The organism is Leclercia sp. Marseille-Q4284 (assembly GCF_916618945.1).
In the GTDB taxonomy this organism is placed as follows: domain Bacteria; phylum Pseudomonadota; class Gammaproteobacteria; order Enterobacterales; family Enterobacteriaceae; genus Enterobacter; species Enterobacter tamurae.
Genome location: NZ_CAKAKG010000002.1, coordinates 491,814 through 510,096, shown reverse-complemented (window position 1 = coordinate 510,096; position 18,283 = coordinate 491,814). Strand labels below are relative to the sequence as shown.

Annotated in this window: 19 protein-coding genes; 9 read left to right on the top strand and 10 right to left on the bottom strand. The window is 55.5% G+C overall.

All coding sequences use genetic code 11. The features are described 5' to 3' along the window. Positions 1-53: 53 nt before the first annotated feature. Positions 54-1,490: an aspartate ammonia-lyase gene (aspA, locus tag LG383_RS17170; protein ID WP_106994018.1), complete on the bottom strand. Its 1,437-nt coding sequence runs from the start codon at positions 1,488-1,490 to the stop codon at positions 54-56. Between the two features lie 335 nt (positions 1,491-1,825). Here aspA and LG383_RS17165 point away from each other — a divergent pair, with 335 nt between their 5' ends. After that, the gene (locus LG383_RS17165; protein WP_166181361.1) at positions 1,826-2,296 is read left to right on the top strand and encodes an FxsA family protein; all 471 of its coding nucleotides are present in this window, start codon (positions 1,826-1,828) and stop codon (positions 2,294-2,296) included. 76 nt (positions 2,297-2,372) lie between these two features. Here the strand turns inward: LG383_RS17165 and yjeH are convergent, their stop codons facing one another. Next, complete coding sequence (gene yjeH, locus LG383_RS17160; protein WP_225759764.1) at positions 2,373-3,611, bottom strand: L-methionine/branched-chain amino acid transporter; 1,239 nt, start codon at positions 3,609-3,611, stop codon at positions 2,373-2,375. Between the two features lie 177 nt (positions 3,612-3,788). Here yjeH and LG383_RS17155 point away from each other — a divergent pair, with 177 nt between their 5' ends. From LG383_RS17155 to LG383_RS17145, 3 genes are all read left to right on the top strand, one after another. Further along, complete coding sequence (locus LG383_RS17155; protein WP_032616151.1) at positions 3,789-4,082, top strand: co-chaperone GroES; 294 nt, start codon at positions 3,789-3,791, stop codon at positions 4,080-4,082. Between the two features lie 44 nt (positions 4,083-4,126). Then, positions 4,127-5,773, top strand: coding sequence for a chaperonin GroEL (gene groL / locus LG383_RS17150; protein ID WP_225759763.1), 1,647 nt, complete (start codon positions 4,127-4,129; stop codon positions 5,771-5,773). A gap of 136 nt (positions 5,774-5,909) precedes the next feature. After that, positions 5,910-6,263, top strand: coding sequence for a DUF4156 domain-containing protein (locus LG383_RS17145; protein ID WP_106994022.1), 354 nt, complete (start codon positions 5,910-5,912; stop codon positions 6,261-6,263). Between the two features lie 104 nt (positions 6,264-6,367). Here the strand turns inward: LG383_RS17145 and epmB are convergent, their stop codons facing one another. Then, positions 6,368-7,396, bottom strand: a complete 1,029-nt coding sequence (gene epmB, locus LG383_RS17140) for an EF-P beta-lysylation protein EpmB (RefSeq protein WP_225759762.1) — start codon at positions 7,394-7,396, stop codon at positions 6,368-6,370. Between the two features lie 40 nt (positions 7,397-7,436). Here epmB and efp point away from each other — a divergent pair, with 40 nt between their 5' ends. The 3 genes from efp (at position 7,437) to ecnB (ending at position 8,454) form a co-directional block, all read left to right on the top strand. Next, a complete protein-coding gene (efp, locus tag LG383_RS17135; protein ID WP_032616155.1) occupies positions 7,437-8,003 on the top strand; it encodes an elongation factor P in 567 nt (188 codons plus the stop codon). Positions 8,004-8,069: 66 nt separating this feature from the next. Beyond that, positions 8,070-8,201, top strand: a complete 132-nt coding sequence (locus LG383_RS17130; protein ID WP_106994024.1) for an entericidin A/B family lipoprotein — start codon at positions 8,070-8,072, stop codon at positions 8,199-8,201. Between the two features lie 106 nt (positions 8,202-8,307). Beyond that, entirely contained in the window at positions 8,308-8,454 is a 147-nt protein-coding gene (gene ecnB, locus LG383_RS17125; protein WP_106994025.1) for a lipoprotein toxin entericidin B, read from the top strand. Positions 8,455-8,504: 50 nt separating this feature from the next. Here ecnB and LG383_RS17120 read toward each other — a convergent pair whose 3' ends face one another. Further along, the gene (locus LG383_RS17120; protein ID WP_106994026.1) at positions 8,505-9,092 is read right to left on the bottom strand and encodes a LuxR C-terminal-related transcriptional regulator; all 588 of its coding nucleotides are present in this window, start codon (positions 9,090-9,092) and stop codon (positions 8,505-8,507) included. A gap of 270 nt (positions 9,093-9,362) precedes the next feature. On the opposite strand from LG383_RS17120, the gene sugE reads away from it, so the two are divergent. Then, on the top strand, positions 9,363-9,680 hold the full coding sequence (sugE, locus tag LG383_RS17115; RefSeq protein ID WP_032616159.1) for a quaternary ammonium compound efflux SMR transporter SugE: 318 nt from the start codon (positions 9,363-9,365) through the stop codon (positions 9,678-9,680). Here sugE and blc read toward each other — a convergent pair. From blc to frdA, 5 genes are all read right to left on the bottom strand, one after another. Beyond that, on the bottom strand, positions 9,677-10,207 hold the full coding sequence (gene blc, locus LG383_RS17110) for an outer membrane lipoprotein Blc (protein ID WP_225759761.1): 531 nt from the start codon (positions 10,205-10,207) through the stop codon (positions 9,677-9,679). The genes sugE and blc overlap by 4 nt on opposite strands. Before the next feature lie 86 nt (positions 10,208-10,293). Continuing rightward, positions 10,294-10,653 (bottom strand): fumarate reductase subunit FrdD, encoded by a 360-nt coding sequence (gene frdD / locus LG383_RS17105; protein WP_225759760.1) that lies wholly within the window; start codon positions 10,651-10,653, stop codon positions 10,294-10,296. Between the two features lie 10 nt (positions 10,654-10,663). Further along, entirely contained in the window at positions 10,664-11,059 is a 396-nt protein-coding gene (gene frdC / locus LG383_RS17100; protein ID WP_106994030.1) for a fumarate reductase subunit FrdC, read from the bottom strand. A gap of 10 nt (positions 11,060-11,069) precedes the next feature. Continuing rightward, positions 11,070-11,804, bottom strand: coding sequence for a succinate dehydrogenase/fumarate reductase iron-sulfur subunit (locus LG383_RS17095; protein ID WP_039028428.1), 735 nt, complete (start codon positions 11,802-11,804; stop codon positions 11,070-11,072). Next, the gene (gene frdA, locus LG383_RS17090) at positions 11,797-13,587 is read right to left on the bottom strand and encodes a fumarate reductase (quinol) flavoprotein subunit (RefSeq protein WP_106994032.1); all 1,791 of its coding nucleotides are present in this window, start codon (positions 13,585-13,587) and stop codon (positions 11,797-11,799) included. The genes LG383_RS17095 and frdA overlap by 8 nt, the downstream gene beginning before the upstream one ends. Positions 13,588-13,897: 310 nt before the next feature. Here frdA and epmA point away from each other — a divergent pair, with 310 nt between their 5' ends. Next, complete coding sequence (gene epmA, locus LG383_RS17085) at positions 13,898-14,875, top strand: elongation factor P--(R)-beta-lysine ligase (RefSeq protein WP_166181376.1); 978 nt, start codon at positions 13,898-13,900, stop codon at positions 14,873-14,875. A gap of 70 nt (positions 14,876-14,945) precedes the next feature. Here epmA and mscM read toward each other — a convergent pair whose 3' ends face one another. Beyond that, a complete protein-coding gene (mscM, locus tag LG383_RS17080) occupies positions 14,946-18,269 on the bottom strand; it encodes a miniconductance mechanosensitive channel MscM (protein WP_106994034.1) in 3,324 nt (1,107 codons plus the stop codon). Positions 18,270-18,283 lie beyond the last annotated feature (14 nt).

Sequence of the window (18,283 nt, the reverse complement as noted above, 5' to 3'; positions counted from 1 at the left end):
AAACAAAAAAGGCACGTCAAGTGACGTGCCTTCATGAAGTTTAACCTGAACTGTTATTGTTCACTTTCATCCGTGTATCTTTTTGCTTTATAGGCCGGGTGCATTAGGTTCTGAGCCGAGAAGATATCATCCAGCTCGGCTTCTGTCAGCAAGCCACGCTCAAGTACGACCTCTCGCACGCTCTTCCCGGTTTCGGCGCAGATTTTACCGACGATATCACCGTTGTGGTGACCGATGAACGGGTTGAGGTAGGTGACGATGCCGATGGAGTTATAGACGTAGCTTTCACATACCGCTTTGTTGGCGGTGATGCCGTTGATGCATTTCTCCAGCAGGTTGTAGCAGGCGTTGGTCAGAATGTGAATCGACTCAAACATCGCCTGGCCAATCACCGGCTCCATCACGTTCAGCTGCAGCTGACCCGCTTCCGAAGCCATGGTGACGGTAATGTCGTTCCCGATGACTTTGAAGCACACCTGGTTTACTACTTCTGGCACTACCGGGTTCACTTTGGCTGGCATGATAGATGAGCCCGCCTGCAGTTCCGGCAGGTTGATTTCGTTCAGACCTGCACGTGGACCCGAAGAGAGCAGGCGCAGGTCGTTACAGATTTTGGACAGCTTCACCGCCAGACGTTTCAGCGCGCTGTGCACCATCACGTAAGCGCCGCAGTCGGAAGTCGCTTCGATCAGATCTTCTGCCGGTACAACCGCCAGGTTGGAGACTTCGGCCAGCTTCTGCACCGCCAGCTGCTGATAGCCATCCGGGGTGTTCAGACGCGTACCAATGGCCGTTGCGCCGAGGTTTACCTCCAGCAGCAGTTCAGAGGTGCGCATCAGGTTGCGGGTTTCTTCATTCAGCAGCACGTTAAACGCGTGGAACTCCTGGCCGAGGGTCATCGGCACCGCGTCCTGCAGCTGGGTGCGGCCCATTTTCAGGATGTCCTGGAATTCGACAGCTTTGTTCTGGAAACCTTCGCCAAGCTGGTTAATGGCATCCACCAGCTTCACCACCGAGGCGTAGACGGCGATACGGAAACCGGTCGGGTAGGCGTCGTTGGTAGACTGGCATTTATTGACGTGATCGTTCGGGTTCAGGTACTGGTACTCACCCTTCTGGTGGCCCATCAGCTCGAGGCCGATGTTGGCCAGTACCTCGTTGGTATTCATGTTCACCGATGTACCCGCGCCGCCCTGATAGACGTCGACCGGGAATTGATCCATGCACTTGCCGTTGTTCAGCACTTCATCGCAGGCGGCGATAATAGTATTGGCGATGCTTTTCGGAATGGTTTGCAGCTCTTTGTTTGCCATAGCTGCGGCTTTCTTCACCATCACCATGCCACGCACAAACTCAGGGATGTCGCTGATTTTGCTGTTGCTGATGTAGAAGTTTTCAATCGCTCTCAGAGTGTGAACACCATAGTAGGCATCCGCTGGAACTTCCCTGGTACCCAACAAGTCTTCTTCGATACGAATGTTGTTTAACATGTGAACCTTCTTTTCAAGCTGCCGATTGATTGTACTAAACACACAGTACATCTGTGGTTATGTCTATTTTCTGACCGACGATTATCCCCTGAATCGGCCAGATACCCGGAATGATATGCTGATGATAGCGAAATGCCGTAACCTGGATCACTTATTATGGACCCTGTTACATGATATTTATCAATCTGTGAAATGAATCACCGCTTGAATATTTCCAGAAAAAATATCCGTGCAAACCGATTGAATTTTGACTAATCGCCTCCATTTCTTACAGACGCGAATCGCAAATTGATACCGACAGGGGCCTTACGGCGTCTGCCACACAGGAGAAGCCAGTGCGCTGGATACCGTTAGCTGCAATCTTTCTCTATGTTTACATAGAGATTTCTATTTTTATTCAGGTCGCCCATGTGCTTGGCGTCCTGCTGACGCTGATCCTGGTGATTTTCACTTCGGTCATTGGCATGTCGCTGGTGCGCAATCAGGGTTTCAAAAACTTCCTGTTAATGCAGCAGAAGATGGCTGCTGGCGAGAGCCCGGCGGCGGAGATGATCAAAAGCGTATCGCTGATTATTGGCGGTATCTTGCTGATTATTCCTGGGTTTTTCACCGACTTCCTCGGCCTGCTGCTGCTCTTCCCGCCAGTGCAAAAGCTCCTGACGCTGAAACTGATGCCGCATTTGCGTTTTAACCGGATGCCGGGGGGCGGATTCACTACTGGCCCAGGTAACGGAGAGACGTTCGACGGGGAGTATCAGCGCAAGGATGACCAGCGCGACCGTCTGGATCATAAAGACGATCGTTAACAGAAATTGCCCGGCGGCGCTGCGCTTGCCGGGCCTACGAAACCCTAGCCCGGATAAGCACAGCGCCATCTGGCAGTCAGATGGCACCACGCTTAGGCAACAACAGCCACAGCCCCGCCAGCATCAGAATGGCGTACAGACTCTTCCATCCCACCATCGCCAGCAGCAGTAAACAGAGCACCCCACCGACAACGGCCAGCGCTTTATAGCGGCCTTTCAGCAGTCGACATCCCGCCAGCATGCACAGCAGATAGATCATGATGAAGATGCCGTTGGCATAGACGATTAGCGCATCGAGATTGATATCCAGCCAGTAGATCGCCAGCGTGCTTAACACGCAGCAGCCCAGCACCGCGTTCAGGGCGTTGAGGGGTAACTGACGTCTGGACAGGCGTGCGAGGCGGCTTTCCGGCTTATACAGCGCCTGGGACCATACCAGTCGGGCAAAGCTCTGGATGTAGATATTCAGGCTGGCGAAGCAGGCGAGATAGCCAATGACGCAGGCGATCCATAGCGCCTTCACACCAAACAGCTGCACCACAATGCCGGGCAGCGAGGCCGCGGCCGCCATATCGGCCCCGTAGGCGGTGAAGCGAAGGACCAGTACGGTACAGGCCCAGTAGACCGTGCCCGCCAGCAGCAGGCCGATCATCAGCGCCCGCGGGAAATCGCGTTCCGGCTGTTTAAACTCCGATGCCAGGTGCGCAAAGGCCTCCAGGCCGACAAAACACCAGAACATGACGGAAAGAGCAGCAAAAAGCTGCGAATGGTCGATATCGCTTATCGCCGGGAAGGGGATCTCTGTTACCTGAATATCGCCCGCCCACCAGATGGCGGCAATCAGCGCTACGATTAGCACCGCCACCAGGGTTTGCAGGTTAGCGCTGGAGCTGGCCCCGCGTGAGCCGACCCACCAGACAATCGCCAGCGTACCCAGCTCGGCCAGCAACAGCTGCGCATCATGCCAGCCAAACAGCGCCTGGCCAAAACCTGTCGCAATATGCAGGGCGGCAGGCAAGCCCACGGGGATCACGGAGAGGAATAACCAGCCGGTGACGCGCTGCAGGCGTGGGCCAAACGCCATCCCGACAAAATGCGCTACCCCACCGGCACTCGGGAAGTGCCGCCCGAGAATGGCAAAGACAATGGCCACCGGGAACACCAGCACGATGAGCACCGGCCATGCCCAGAGACTGTTATCACCCGCGACCAGGGCTGCCAGCGCCGGCACGGCAAATACCCCCGTGCCCAATAAAGAGGTTGAAAGTAAGCCAACACCCTGCGCGAGTCCCAGCTCCTGTTTGAGTCCACTCATTCCGTTGTCCTGCCCCTGTCAAAAGAGAGGCGATGGTAACACTTTCACAAATTTTTTTTCGACTACCCCTTGAAGGGGTAAAACCCCATCCCCATCTCTCAGGGCACTAGCCGGAAAACCGCTTACGGCCCGGCGTCACCCATAACTGATAATGACTTTCTCAAAGGAGAGCTATCAATGAGTATTCGTCCGTTACATGATCGTGTGATCGTCAAACGTAAAGAAGTTGAAACCAAATCTGCTGGCGGCATCGTTCTGACCGGTTCTGCAGCAGCAAAATCAACTCGTGGCGAAATCATCGCTGTCGGTAAGGGTCGCATTCTGGAAAACGGAAATGTGCAGCCTCTGGACGTTAAAGTTGGTGACATCGTCATTTTCAACGATGGCTACGGTGTGAAGTCCGAGAAGATCGACAATGAAGAAGTGTTGATCATGTCCGAAAGCGACATTCTGGCAATTGTTGAAGCGTAATCCGCGAACGACACTGAACATACGAATTTAAGGGAAAGATTAAAATGGCAGCTAAAGACGTAAAATTCGGTAACGACGCTCGTGTGAAAATGCTGCGCGGCGTAAACGTACTGGCAGACGCAGTTAAAGTGACCCTGGGCCCGAAAGGCCGTAACGTGGTTCTGGACAAATCCTTCGGCGCGCCGACCATCACCAAAGATGGCGTTTCCGTAGCGCGTGAAATCGAGCTGGAAGACAAGTTCGAAAACATGGGTGCCCAGATGGTGAAAGAAGTTGCCTCTAAAGCGAACGACGCTGCAGGCGACGGCACCACCACTGCAACCGTACTGGCTCAGGCGATCATCACTGAAGGCCTGAAAGCTGTTGCTGCGGGTATGAACCCGATGGATCTGAAACGTGGTATCGACAAAGCTGTTATTGCTGCAGTTGAAGAGCTGAAAGCGCTGTCCGTACCGTGCTCTGACTCTAAAGCCATTGCTCAGGTTGGTACCATCTCCGCTAACTCCGACGAAACCGTAGGTAAACTGATCGCTGAAGCGATGGATAAAGTCGGTAAAGAAGGCGTGATCACCGTTGAAGACGGTACCGGTCTGGAAGACGAACTGGACGTGGTTGAAGGTATGCAGTTCGACCGCGGTTACCTGTCCCCATACTTCATCAACAAGCCAGAAACTGGTGCTGTTGAGCTGGAAAGCCCGTTCATCCTGCTGGCTGACAAAAAAATCTCCAACATCCGCGAAATGCTGCCAGTGCTGGAAGCCGTTGCGAAAGCAGGCAAGCCGCTGGTTATCATCGCTGAAGACGTTGAAGGCGAAGCGCTGGCGACCCTGGTGGTTAACACCATGCGTGGCATCGTGAAAGTGGCTGCGGTTAAAGCACCTGGCTTCGGCGATCGTCGTAAAGCGATGCTGCAGGATATCGCAACCCTGACTGGCGGTACCGTTATCTCTGAAGAGATCGGTATGGAGCTGGAAAAAGCGACGCTGGAAGACCTGGGTCAGGCAAAACGCGTTGTTATCAACAAAGACACCACCACCATCATCGATGGCGTGGGTGAAGAAGATGCAATCCAGGGCCGTGTTACTCAGATCCGTAAACAGATCGAAGAAGCGACCTCTGACTACGACCGTGAAAAACTGCAGGAGCGCGTAGCGAAACTGGCAGGCGGCGTGGCAGTCATCAAAGTCGGTGCAGCTACCGAAGTTGAAATGAAAGAGAAGAAAGCACGCGTTGACGATGCCCTGCACGCGACCCGTGCTGCGGTAGAAGAAGGCGTGGTTGCCGGTGGTGGTGTTGCTCTGGTTCGCGTTGCAGCGAAACTGGTTGGCCTGACCGCTCAGAACGAAGACCAGAACGTGGGTATCAAAGTTGCGCTGCGCGCAATGGAAGCTCCACTGCGTCAGATCGTTTCCAACGCTGGTGAAGAGCCATCTGTTGTAGCGAACATGGTGAAAGCGGGCGAAGGTAACTACGGTTACAACGCTGCTACCGAAGAATACGGCAACATGATCGACTTCGGTATCCTGGACCCAACTAAAGTGACCCGTTCTGCTCTGCAGTACGCGGCCTCAGTTGCTGGCCTGATGATCACCACCGAGTGCATGGTTACCGACCTGCCAAAAGGCGACGCGCCTGATTTAGGTGCTGCTGGTGGTATGGGCGGCATGGGTGGCATGGGCGGCATGATGTAATCATGTTGTTCTGCACCTCGCAGAAATGAATAAACCCCCGGTCAGAAATGATCGGGGGTTTTTCTTTTGGTCATCTTTTTAGTATAAGGTTTAGACGCGGGCGCACCTGCCCAGCTTATTGAAAACGAGGAATAACATGCGCGTTAACGTTTGTGCAGGGATTGTAGGAGCAGCGTTGCTGCTGGCGGGTTGCAGCTCCGGCAACGAGCTGTCTGCAGGTGGGCAGAGCGTTCGCTTTGTAGAAGATAAGCCGGGAAGCGAATGCCAGCTGATTGGCACCGCCACGGGCAAGCAAAGCAACTGGCTTTCTGGTCAGCATGGCGAAGAGGGCGGCTCAATGCGTGGCGCGGCGAATGGTCTGCGTAACCAGGCGGCTGAAATGGGCGGGAACGTCATTTATGGCGTGAGCAGCCCAACGCAAGGCATGTTATCAAGCTTTGTTCCGACCGCCAGTGAGATGCAGGGCCAGGTTTATAAGTGTCCGAATTGATATTGCGGCGGGTATCTCTCTCAACAGAGGGAGAGATACCCGGGCAAAGGGTTTGAAGAGATGACCGCTTGAGAGCCTCTTTTCAGGCCCGGCGTTACTGTGTATTAGCGTTGTTGAAGTCCCAAATCCAGCGGTGTCTTGCTCGGTTCGCCACCAATCTCACGCGCCAGTTTAGGCACCATATAACCAGAAACCAGGGTTAACAGTTCGCGCATAATCGCCCGGGCTTCATCATCTTCGACCATAAAGTGTGCTGCACCCTGAACTCTGTCCAGCACATGAACGTAATAGGGCATCACGCCCGCATCGAAAAGCGCGTTGCTCAGGTTAGCGAGCGTTTGGGCGTTATCGTTCACCCCGCGCAGCAACACACTCTGATTCAGCAACGTCACCCCGGCCTGCCGCAGACGCGTCATTGCCGCGCGGAAATCCTCGTCTATCTCATTGGCGTGATTAATATGGTTAACCAGCAAGATTTGCAGCGACGATCGCGCCAGCCGTGCGCTGAGCGCGTCGGTAATACGCGCCGGGATCACAATCGGTAGACGACTATGAATGCGTAACCGCTTGATATGCGGGATCGCTTCCAGCTGGGTGATAAGCCAGTCCAGCTCATGATCTTTCGCCATCAAAGGATCGCCGCCGGAAAAGATAATCTCATCCAGCTCAGGATGGTCGGCAATATAGTCGAGCGCCGCTTGCCAGTTGCGCTTGTTACCCTGATTGTCGGCGTACGGGAAGTGACGTCGGAAGCAATATCGACAATTTACCGCGCAGCCACCCTTAACCAGCAGTAACGCGCGATTGCGGTACTTGTGCAGTAAACCGGGTACTACGCTGTTCTGTTCTTCGAGGGGATCGGTGCTAAAACCGGGGGCAGCGATAAACTCATCCTGCGCGGTGAGTACCTGTTTTAAAAGCGGATCGTCAGGATTACCTTTTTCCATACGAGCCACAAAAGCACGCGGAACACGCAGGGCAAACAGGCGTTTCGCATCACGTCCGGCGAGGAGTTTTTCATCAGCGTCCAGATTTAAAAGACGCAGCAGTTCATCAGGACTGGTGATTACATCTGCAAGTTGCAATAACCAATCTTCTCTGGATGGGGTGTTTAGGGTTACAATATGCGCCATTTTGTGGCTTAGCTACCAGTTAACAATTTCAGAGGGCCTTATGGCGACTTACTATAGCAACGATTTTCGTGCCGGTCTTAAAATCATGATGGACGGCGAACCGTACGCGGTTGAAGCCAGCGAATTCGTTAAACCAGGTAAAGGTCAGGCATTCGCACGCGTTAAGCTGCGTCGCCTGCTGACCGGTACCCGTGTAGAGAAAACCTTCAAATCCACCGACTCCGCTGAAGGCGCAGACGTTGTTGATATGAACCTGACCTACCTCTACAACGACGGTGAATTCTACCACTTCATGAACAACTCCACTTTCGAGCAGCTGTCTGCTGACGAGAAAGCCGTGGGTGACAGCGCTAAATGGCTGCTGGATCAGGCGGAGTGCATCGTAACCCTGTGGAACGGCCAGCCTATCGCTGTGACCCCACCAAACTTCGTTGAACTGGAAATCGTTGAAACCGATCCAGGTCTGAAAGGCGACACCGCAGGTACTGGCGGTAAGCCAGCCAAGCTGTCTACCGGTGCAGTGGTTAAAGTTCCACTGTTCGTCCAGACTGGCGAAATCATCAAAGTAGATACCCGCTCTGGTGAATACGTTTCTCGCGTGAAGTAATTCACTTCGGGATGAAAGGCGCAGTGTTCTGCTGCGCCTTATCGACCTAAAGAAGGTTCATGGACGATGCAGCACACAATCAAAATTTTACTGCTGATGGTTCTTGCCAGTTCTCTGCTTTCCGGATGCAACACAGCCCGTGGCGTCGGGGAAGACATTAAAAGTCTGGGTCACGCTATTTCGCGCGCCGCCTCCTGATTCTTTCTACTTTTCCTAAAAATTCTTCCTTTTCCGTCACTCGCCGGGATCCTGGCTATGCTTATGTTGCTGTACACAATAACTTTGGCTAAAAAAGGAAGACATTATGCTTAAGAAAACATTTGTAGCGATCTTTTCTGTTCTGGTGCTTTCGTCAGTACTAACTGCCTGTAATACCACTCGCGGCGTCGGTGAGGATATCTCCACTGGCGGTAGCGCGATCTCTGGTGCGGCAACTAAAGCACAGCAGTAATCTTGGGCGGTACGGGGCTGAATACGTCGCCGTACCCTCAGTTTTACCTGTCAGGGCAGCGATAAAAACGGCGAGTACCGCGTATCCATGTGCAATTTCATCCGAATATTGCGCTTGTAGGTGTATACCGTCTTTCCGTGAATGCTCAGCTTACTGGCAATCTTCTGGTTGCTGGCCCCGTCCATCCATAGCGTTAACACCTTCTCTTCCTGACGCGTCAGCAATGGCGTCGCGACCACCGCAGGTTCACTGATTTCCTGTGAGGCTAATACCTCATTAATGGTTTGCGCCAGAACCTCCAGCGAGGTCTTTTTGGCCAACGATGCCCACAGAGGAAAGGTGTTCATAAAGGCCGAGGTTTCAGGTTGCTCATCTGATTGCAGCAAAACAAAAGGCACGGTTTCACTGGCGCTCATCAGAGAAGAGAGCTGCTGGATATGCTGAATATCTGACGTAAACCCCTGCAAATCTGCAATCACCAGCGTCGGTTTCCATTGCAGGATATGCTCCCTGGCCAGAAAGAGATTGTTGAGGCCCGTCACCAAAACGGGGGAGGGGAACAGCCCTGAATGATTGATCCACATTTCCAGGCCCATGCGGGTGTAATGACACCGGTCAATCAAAAGAATTTTGAACATTTGTTTTTCGCAATCGGCAAAGTGTTGTCGCTTCCTGCTTTCAGGAAGTAGCTCATAGTAAAGAAGTCGGATGAGTTATAAATGAAGGAATTTCGTTGCTAATTACGTCTATTTCTTGCTTTCAGCCGCTGAAGTGATGCCTGAAACAAAGCAGTTGAAAAATGAATTCATGCTCTTCACAATAAATCGTTCACCTGCCTTACGGGACGACCTGTAAGCGCTTCTCTCATCGGGGACGGCCCCAACTGTTGTTTAAGTTAAGGAGCCTGTATGTCCTGGATTATTCTCTTTATTGCCGGTTTACTCGAAGTGGTTTGGGCCATTGGCCTGAAATACACCCACGGGTTTACGCGTCTCACTCCCAGCATTATTACCGTTTCTGCGATGATCGTGAGCATTGTGCTGCTCTCGTGGGCCATGCGTTCGCTGCCTGTAGGGACGGCTTATGCGGTGTGGACGGGGATTGGTGCAGTAGGCGCGGCCATTACCGGCATTTTACTGCTGGGTGAGTCTGCGAGTCTGGCGCGTATTGCCAGCCTCGCATTGATTGTCGCGGGCATTATTGGGTTGAAGCTCAGCACCCATTAATGGGGCTGTTCAATCCAGACCAGCTGGCTGATATCAAAGCCCTGACGGGTGGCAGAAGCCAGTAACCGCTGTTTCATCTCATCTGAAATCGTCGGTGTGCGGGCGAGGATCCACAGGTAGTCACGATTAGGCCCGCACACCAGCGCATGCTTGTAATCCCTATCCAGCGCAATCACGTTATAGCCGCCATAAAAAGGCCCGATAAAAGAGACTTTCAGCGCGGCGGTGTCAGACGCGCCGGTAAAGTACGCCTTCCCCGTCACTTTTTGCCACATGCCGCGCTCAGGATTGTAGCCCCGGTTAATAACCTGGATCCCGCCGTCGCTCATCAGGCTGTAATTGGCCGTTACCTTTTGCAGGGCACGTTCAAAGCGATGGTCAAAACGGGCGATTTCATACCAGGTGCCCATGAACTGTTGGGCGTTGAAGGGCCGGACGACAGTCACGCCCTGGGGCGGGGTGGGAGCGCTACAGGCAACAACCAGAAATGCAGCGGCAACGGCGGCGATGACGGGCAGGATGCGCATAGGCATTTCCTTACAGGATTTTTGATAAGTGTAGAACTTGGCTGGAATTTTGCTCTCCCGCCGGCAGGCAGGAGAGCGGGGGAGGATCACATAAAGACAACGGCAACCAGCGTGACCACGCTCAGAATGGCTGCCAGACCGTAGAACACCCATTTCCCGTTAGGGACGTGGATCTTCAGGTCGTGCATGGCGTGATGAATACGGTGCAGACCACACCACAGCGGCAGAACAATCATCAGGAAGATGAATACCCGCCCAATAATGCTGTGGGCAAAAGCCAGCACCCGCTCATAGCTCAGCGCATCCCCGGGGTAGAACCCCAGCGGCAGCATAATGCCTACCAGCAGAATAATGACCGGCGCGATAATGGCGCACCACATGCCGCCTGCCCCAAAGAGGCCCCAGAAGACGGGCTCGTCAGAACGTTTTGGAGTTGGATTAATCACAGTGGTCTCCTTACCAGAACAGGGCTACGCCAAGAATTACCACGGTCACGACCGCAGTCACCGCCCAGAGTCCTTTGATGATCGGCTCTGGCCCCAGTTTTTCGTTTTTGACGATAATATTTGCCGCTTTCGGCGCCAGCTCAAACCAGGTTTTGGTATGCAACAGCGCTGCCGCCAGCACGATGATATTCAGGATCACCACAATCGGGTTCTGCAGGAAACCGACAAAACCGGCCCAGGTTTCCGGACCGTGCTTAAGGGCAAACAGGCCGTACATCAGTTCGATGCTGAACCATACCGCAGGAACCGCCGTGCCTTCACGCAGCATATAGAAGCGATAAAACGGCAGATTTTTCCACCAGGTGGACGGCATCGGCCGTACATAGGCTTTGCGTTTAGTCGTCATCATGCACTCCTTAGCGTGGTTTCAGGGTGGCGATAAGAAAGTCTTTCGAGCTTTCTACTTTGCCCTGTTGGATCGCGGCGGCCGGGTCGACGTGCTTCGGACAGACTTCCGAGCAGTAGCCGACAAAGGTACAGGTCCAGACGCCGTTCTGGCCGTTCAGCTGCGCCATACGTTCTTTCTTCCCGTGGTCGCGGCTGTCTTCGTTATAGCGATGCGCGAGGGTAATGGCGGCCGGGCCGATAAACTCCGGATTCAGGCCAAACTGCGGGCAGGCGGCATAGCACAGGCCACAGTTGATGCAGCCGGAGAACTGGTGATACTTGGCCATCTGCGCCGGGGTCTGCTTGTTCGGCCCCTGATCCGGCGTACGCGGGTTGCCAATGATGTAAGGCTTAATGGCTTCCAGGCTTTCGATAAAGTGGGTCATGTCGACCACCAGATCGCGCTCAATCGGGAAGTTAGCCAGGGCTTCGACCTTCATCCCTTTCGGGTATTCACGCAGGAAGGTCTTGCAGGCCAGCTTAGGCACCTTGTTGACCATCATGCCGCAGGAGCCGCAAATCGCCATCCGGCAGGACCAGCGGTAGCTCAGGTCCGGCGCCAGGTTGTCTTTGATGTAGCCCAGCGCGTCCAGTAGCGAGGTCTGCTCATCGTAAGGCACTTCATAGAAGGTGCTGTGCGGCGCGCTGTCCACTTCCGGGTTGTAGCGCACCACTTCGACTTTCAGAGTTTGCATCTCAGCCATTGGTCGTCTCCTTCTTCTCGGCTGCTTCCGCTTCTGCACCGTAAACGCGTTTCGCCGGTGCCAGCGTGGTGATCTTCACGTCGCTGTAGTCCAGACGGGTGGTGCCGTCCGCGTCGCGATAAGCCAGGGTATGCTTGAGGAAGTTGACGTCGTCACGCTCCGTGCAGCCTTCGTCCAGACGCTGATGGGCACCGCGCGACTCTTTACGCGCCAGGGCGGAGTGCGCCATACATTCGGCAACGTTCAGGCCATGACCCAGCTCAATGGTGTAGAGCAGATCGGTGTTGAAGACGCTGGAGGTGTCAGTGACACGCACACGCTTGAAGCGCTCCTGCAGCTCAGCCAGCTTGTCGACGGTTTTCTGCATCAGTTCCGGCGTACGGTAAATACCGCAGCCTTCTTCCATGGACAGCCCCATCTCATCGCGGATCTTCGCCCAGTTCTCACTGCCTTCCTGATTCACCAGGTTTTTCAGGCGCTGCTCAACATCGGCAACCTGCGCATCGAGCGCAGCACCGTTAGCGGTGCCGGCCGTCGCGGCACGCGCCATCGCCTGCTCACCCGCGAGACGGCCAAACACCACCAGCTCGGCCAGCGAGTTAGAACCCAGGCGGTTAGCGCCATGCAGACCAACGGAGGAGCATTCGCCCACCGCAAACAGGCCTTTGATACGGGTTTCGCACTGCTGATCGGTTTCGATACCGCCCATGGTGTAGTGCGCGGTTGGACGTACCGGGATTGGATCTTTAACCGGATCGACGCCGACATAAGCTTTTGCCAGTTCACAGATGAACGGCAGACGTTCCAGCAGTTTCTTCTCGCCCAGGTGGCGCAGGTCGAGATAGACCACATCGCCGCGTGGGGTGGGGATGGTGTTACCTTTGCGCCACTCATGCCAGAAGGCCTGAGAGACTTTATCCCGCGGGCCGAGCTCCATATATTTGTTCTTCGGCTCACCCAGCGGGGTTTCCGGACCCATGCCGTAATCCTGCAGATAGCGATAGCCATCTTTATTGACCAGAATCCCGCCTTCACCGCGGCAGCCTTCCGTCATTAGAATGCCGGAACCCGGCAGGCCGGTCGGGTGATACTGAACGAACTCCATGTCACGCAGCGGAACGCCGTGCTGCAGCGCCATGCCCATCCCGTCGCCGGTCACGATACCGCCATTGGTGTTATAGCGGTAAACACGTCCGGCACCGCCGGTCGCCATCACCACGGCATTGGCGCGGATCTGAACCAGCGTCCCTTCCATCATGTTCATCGCCACCAGACCGCGGGCCTGGCCGTCATCAACCAGAATGTCGAGGACGAAATGTTCGTCGAAGCGTTGGATCTGGGGGAACTGCAGCGAGGTCTGGAACAGGGTGTGGAGCATATGGAAGCCGGTCTTATCGGCGGCAAACCAGGTACGCTCAATCTTCATGCCGCCGAAGCGACGCACGTTGACGCTGCCATCTTCACGGCGACTCCACGGGCAACCCCACTGCTCGAGCTGGGTCATCTCCGTCGGGCAATGATGCACGAAATAATCAACGACATCCTGCTCACAAAGCCAGTCACCACCGGCTACGGTGTCGTGAAAGTGATAATCAAAGCTGTCATGATCCTGCGCGACGGCAGCGGACCCCCCTTCAGCGGCGACCGTGTGGCTGCGCATCGGGTAGACTTTTGAAATCAGGGCAATTTTAGCGTTTGGGTTAGCCTGGGCTGCAGCAATCGCTGCGCGTAATCCCGCTCCGCCTGCGCCAATAATGGCAAGATCGGCTTGAAAGGTATGCACGACATTCCTCCAGATTTTTGATATTTCGCATCTCACCTACCCTAAGGTAGTGCACGGCCGGGGAGGGCAAATGCGAAAGCGATTCCACTGCTCCTTTATGGGTAACGCAGTATAGCCCCAGGAAAGAAAGGGAAATTTGACGTGTTCGATTTTTTTGCGGTTCTTTCGCTGGATTTATCATTGCAATTGATGAATCACGTCACGAAATTATTGGGAGTTATGAAAACCACAAAATTGACTGTGCAAAATTTGTCTCCGCCATGGGTTACGAGTAGACTTCGTCCCCTTGTCTGAAATCGGAGAAATTCTCATGAGCGAAACGGCCACCTGGCAGCCGAGCGCATCCATCCCCAATCTGTTAAAACGCGCAGCAATTATGGCGGAGATTCGCCGCTTCTTTGCCGATCGCGGTGTGCTGGAGGTGGAAACGCCCTGCATGAGCCAGGCGACGGTGACGGATATTCATCTGGTGCCGTTTGAAACCCGTTTTGTTGGTCCTGGTCACTCCCAGGGAATGAATCTCTACCTGATGACCAGCCCGGAATACCACATGAAGCGCCTGCTGGCGGCGGGATGTGGGCCGGTATATCAGCTGTGCCGCAGTTTCCGCAATGAAGAGATGGGGCGTCATCACAACCCGGAATTCACCATGCTGGAGTGGTACCGCCCGCACTATGATATGTATCGCCTGATGAATGAGGTGGACGATCTGCTGCAGCAGGTCCTGGAGTGCCCGGAAGCTGAAACCCTCTCTTATCAGCAGGTTTTCCAGCGTCATCTGGAGATTGATCCGCTCTCTGCGGACAAAACCCAGCTACGTGAAGCGGCGGCAAAACTGGATCTCAGCAATGTTGCCGATACTGAAGAAGATCGCGACACGCTGCTGCAGCTGCTCTTTACCTTTGGCGTTGAGCCGCAGATTGGCAAAGATCGCCCGACCTTTGTCTATCACTTCCCGGCAAGCCAGGCGTCACTGGCCCAGATCAGCACCGAAGATCACCGCGTGGCGGAGCGTTTCGAGGTGTACTTTAAAGGTATTGAGCTGGCGAATGGTTTCCACGAACTGACGGATGCCCGTGAACAGCAGCAGCGTTTCGATCAGGATAACCGCAAGCGCGCCGCGCGCGGCCTGCCGCAGCAGCCCATCGACCACAATCTGCTGGGCGCGTTAAAAGCCGGCTTGCCGGACTGCTCGGGCGTGGCGCTGGGGGTTGATCGTCTGGTGATGCTGGCGCTGGGCGCTGAGCAGTTGGGTGATGTGATTGCGTTTACCGTAGACCGCGCCTGACGGTTTGGTTGTTCTCCCTCTCCCTGTGGGAGAGGGTTGGGGTGAGGGCATCAGACCGCACCCCTCCTGATTACAAACTCCCCGCCGGGCGCGACTTCGCCGCCGACGTCAAGGTTCTTCCCGTCTTACGCCCGTCCAGCGTTTCCAGACGCATCTGGAACGGTGGGAACGGCATATCGATACCGTGCTCACGGAAGCCCGCCAGAATCAGCTGGTGGATCTCATGGCGCAGCGGCATGCGATGGCCCATCTCGGCCGCGTAAATACGCAGTTCGAAAATCTGGATCCCCTGCTGTAAATCCACTAAAAACACTTCCGGCTCCGGCGTGCTGATCACCAGCGAACAGCGCTCGGCCGCGGTATAAAGAATTTGCGTTACCTCTTCGCTGTTGGCATCCGACGGGGCCGGCACGGTCAGCACCACACGCGTCACGGAGTCCGACAGCGACCAGTTAATAAACTGCTCGGTGATAAACGCCTTGTTAGGGACGATGATCTCTTTACGGTCCCAGTCGCTGATGGTGGTGGCGCGGGTGTTGATCTTCGTAATGCTGCCGGTCAGATCGCGGATCGTTACGGTATCGCCAATACGGATCGGCTTCTCAAAGAGGATGATTAGACCCGAGATAAAGTTGGCGAAGATCTCCTGCAAGCCAAACCCGAGCCCGACCCCGAGTGCGGCTACCAGCCACTGCAACTTCGACCACTCAATGCCGATCATTGAGAAGCCCACCAGCCCGCCAAACACCATCAGCAGGTATTTGGTGATGGTGGTAATGGCGTAGCCGGTGCCCGGCGTTAAATCCAGATGCTGTAACAGGGCCAGTTCCAGCAGCGCCGGGAAGTTACGGATCAGCTGGGTGGTGATGATGAACACCAGAATGGCTATCAGCACCGCCCCGAGCGTAATCGGCTCCAGACTCTCCACGCCCTGAACCGTCGAGGTCACATCCCAGAGAGTGATGTTCTCCAGGAAGCCAAACGCTGAATGAATTTCCGACCACAGCACAATGACAGACAGCAGGGCGACCAGCATCAGAATGGAGCGGACCAGACGCAGGGACTGGGTACTGATGGCATCCAGATCCAGCTCGGTTTCATCGACCTCCACTGTGCCTTCCGTGCTAAGCATGTGAGCGGGCTCTTCTTCGCCGCGCGCACGCTGGGCGAGGATTTCGGCCCGGCGGTTTTTCGCCCGGTCGAAGGCCAGACGACGACGCTGAATCAGCATCCAGCGACGGATAACGTGGTAGACCACCAGCAGCAGGAACCAGATCGCCACCGAAGTTTCAAGACGCGCCAGCAGCGCCTGGGCAGTGGCCAGATAGCCGACCGCCGCCGCCAGAATCGCCGCCAGCGGGGCGCTGAGCAGCAAATTCCACAGCATATGGTTGACCATGTTATCGCCGCTGCCCTCTTTGTCGAGATAGAGCGGGATCCCGGCCTTCTTCAGGCTCAGCGTCACCACCGCCAGCGCACCACAAATCAGGATAAAGCACAGCCGGCCGAGCGAGCCGGAAAACTCCCGGTCGTTGAGGTTATCAAACATGATCAGCGCCATAATCAGCGGCACAATCAGCCCGATGCTCATCAGGTAGTAGCGCATCGCCCGCGCCACGCGGTTACGCGGCCAGCCAAAGTGGGCGACAAACAGGCCATTTGGTCGGGCGAAGGTGGCGCAGATCATTACCACCCACAGCAGCGGTACGGTGGCCGTCACCCCGTAGCCAATGGCCACCGCCAGCGGATAAGGCCAGGCTTCCCGGAGGCCATAGCCGAGGGTCATCCACAGCACTGGCAGCGGCGAGGCGACCAGAATCGACCAGAAGACCGTGCGCAGCGTGAGCCAGAAATGGTCCTGGGTCACCTTGCCGACGCGCGCGCTGGAGCGATCGAGGAAGCGGGTGAAGTGTCGGCGGGAGTAAATGCTGAACCCAACCAGAATCAGCGCGCCCAGCAGCGGGAAAATCGTCTCCTTGCTGGTGAGCATCATCACGCTGGCTTTGCCTAACTGGCTGAAGGTATCCAGCGAAATTAAACGCCGCAGATCCTGAACAATATCAATCGGCCAGGAGAAGGAGATCGGCCGCACGTCCGAGGTCCAGAACAGGTAGCGGTGCGTTGCCTCGTTAACCTCTTTTAACGCATCTTCCAGCTGGCTGTTGGAGACCTTCAGTTTGGTCAGTTCAAGCAGCAGCGTATCGCCTCCCTGCAACAGTGAATTGAGTAATTCACGCTGCGTGCGCAGCTGGGCTTCCAGAATGCGGTTCTGCTCGGCGGTGAGCGCTTTGCCGTCGGGCTGATGGATCTGGCGCAGCTGCGGCTGCTTGTTGAGTTGATCTTCAAAGCGCAGACGCTGCACACGCAGCTGCGCCATTTCAGTATCAAGCTGCTGAGGTTTTGGCATTTCGGGCAGGCGGGCAACCTGGGCGCGCAGGGCTTCACCAAGCAGGTTTGACGAACCGAGCCACTGCGACTGTTCGCGTAGCGTATTCAGCGCCTGACGCACCTGCAGGGTTTGATTGGTCGCCTGGCGTTGCTGGGAGGCCACCAGATCCATACGCTGGGCCTGCTGGTTCAGCGCGGCAGAGAGCTCGCGGTTGACCTTAAACTGCTCAACGATCCCGGCGGGTAGGTTCTCGCTGTTTTCTGCCAGCAGTTCGGTGCTCTCCAGCGCCCGCTCAGCTTCTTGCTGGCGCTGGCTGTTGAGTTGATTGCGCAGCGCCTGGAGATAAGCATCCAGCTGCTCGCTCTGCTTTTTCGCCAGCTCAGAGCGCATACGCGCCAGCTCCTGGCGATTGTTGGCCGACAGCTGCGCCAGCTCCAGTTCATCCACCAGCGCTTTTAACCTCGCGGATTCCGCCTGGATGCCCAGGGTTTGAGCCTGGCTAAGGGCGGTATTGCCGGTTTGCGCCCCGGCCCGGCGTTCAACCTCATTGAGCTGACGGCGGGCATCGGTTTGTTGCTGAGGCAGTTGGGTCAGGGAGTCAGCGATGTCGCGGGCGCGCTCCTGCTCCTGCTGCGCCTGACGGGTTTTTTCCAGTAACTGGCTGCTGACCTGCAGGATCTCCTGATTCAGGGTGTCAGAGGTCATGCCCGCAGGGACCTGGCGCGGCTCTTCACGCAGATCGTTCAGCTGCGCGCGCAGGGTTTGTGACAGTTTGGGGAAGTTATCGATGACCTGCTGATACTGCGTGGCACGCTCAAGGGAGCCTTTACGCTCCTCAAGCGCGTTCAGCGCAGCCTCGAGAGCCTCAACGGTTTCCGGCTGGGCGGGCTTTGCCGCCTTCGCCTGCTCCAGTTCCTGTGAGATTTGTTTGCTGTCGGGGGCCGTAGCGGCGTACGCCCCCGTACTGAGGCACCAGGCCATCAGCAAAGTGATAATCAGGCGCACGTCAGTTTACCTTT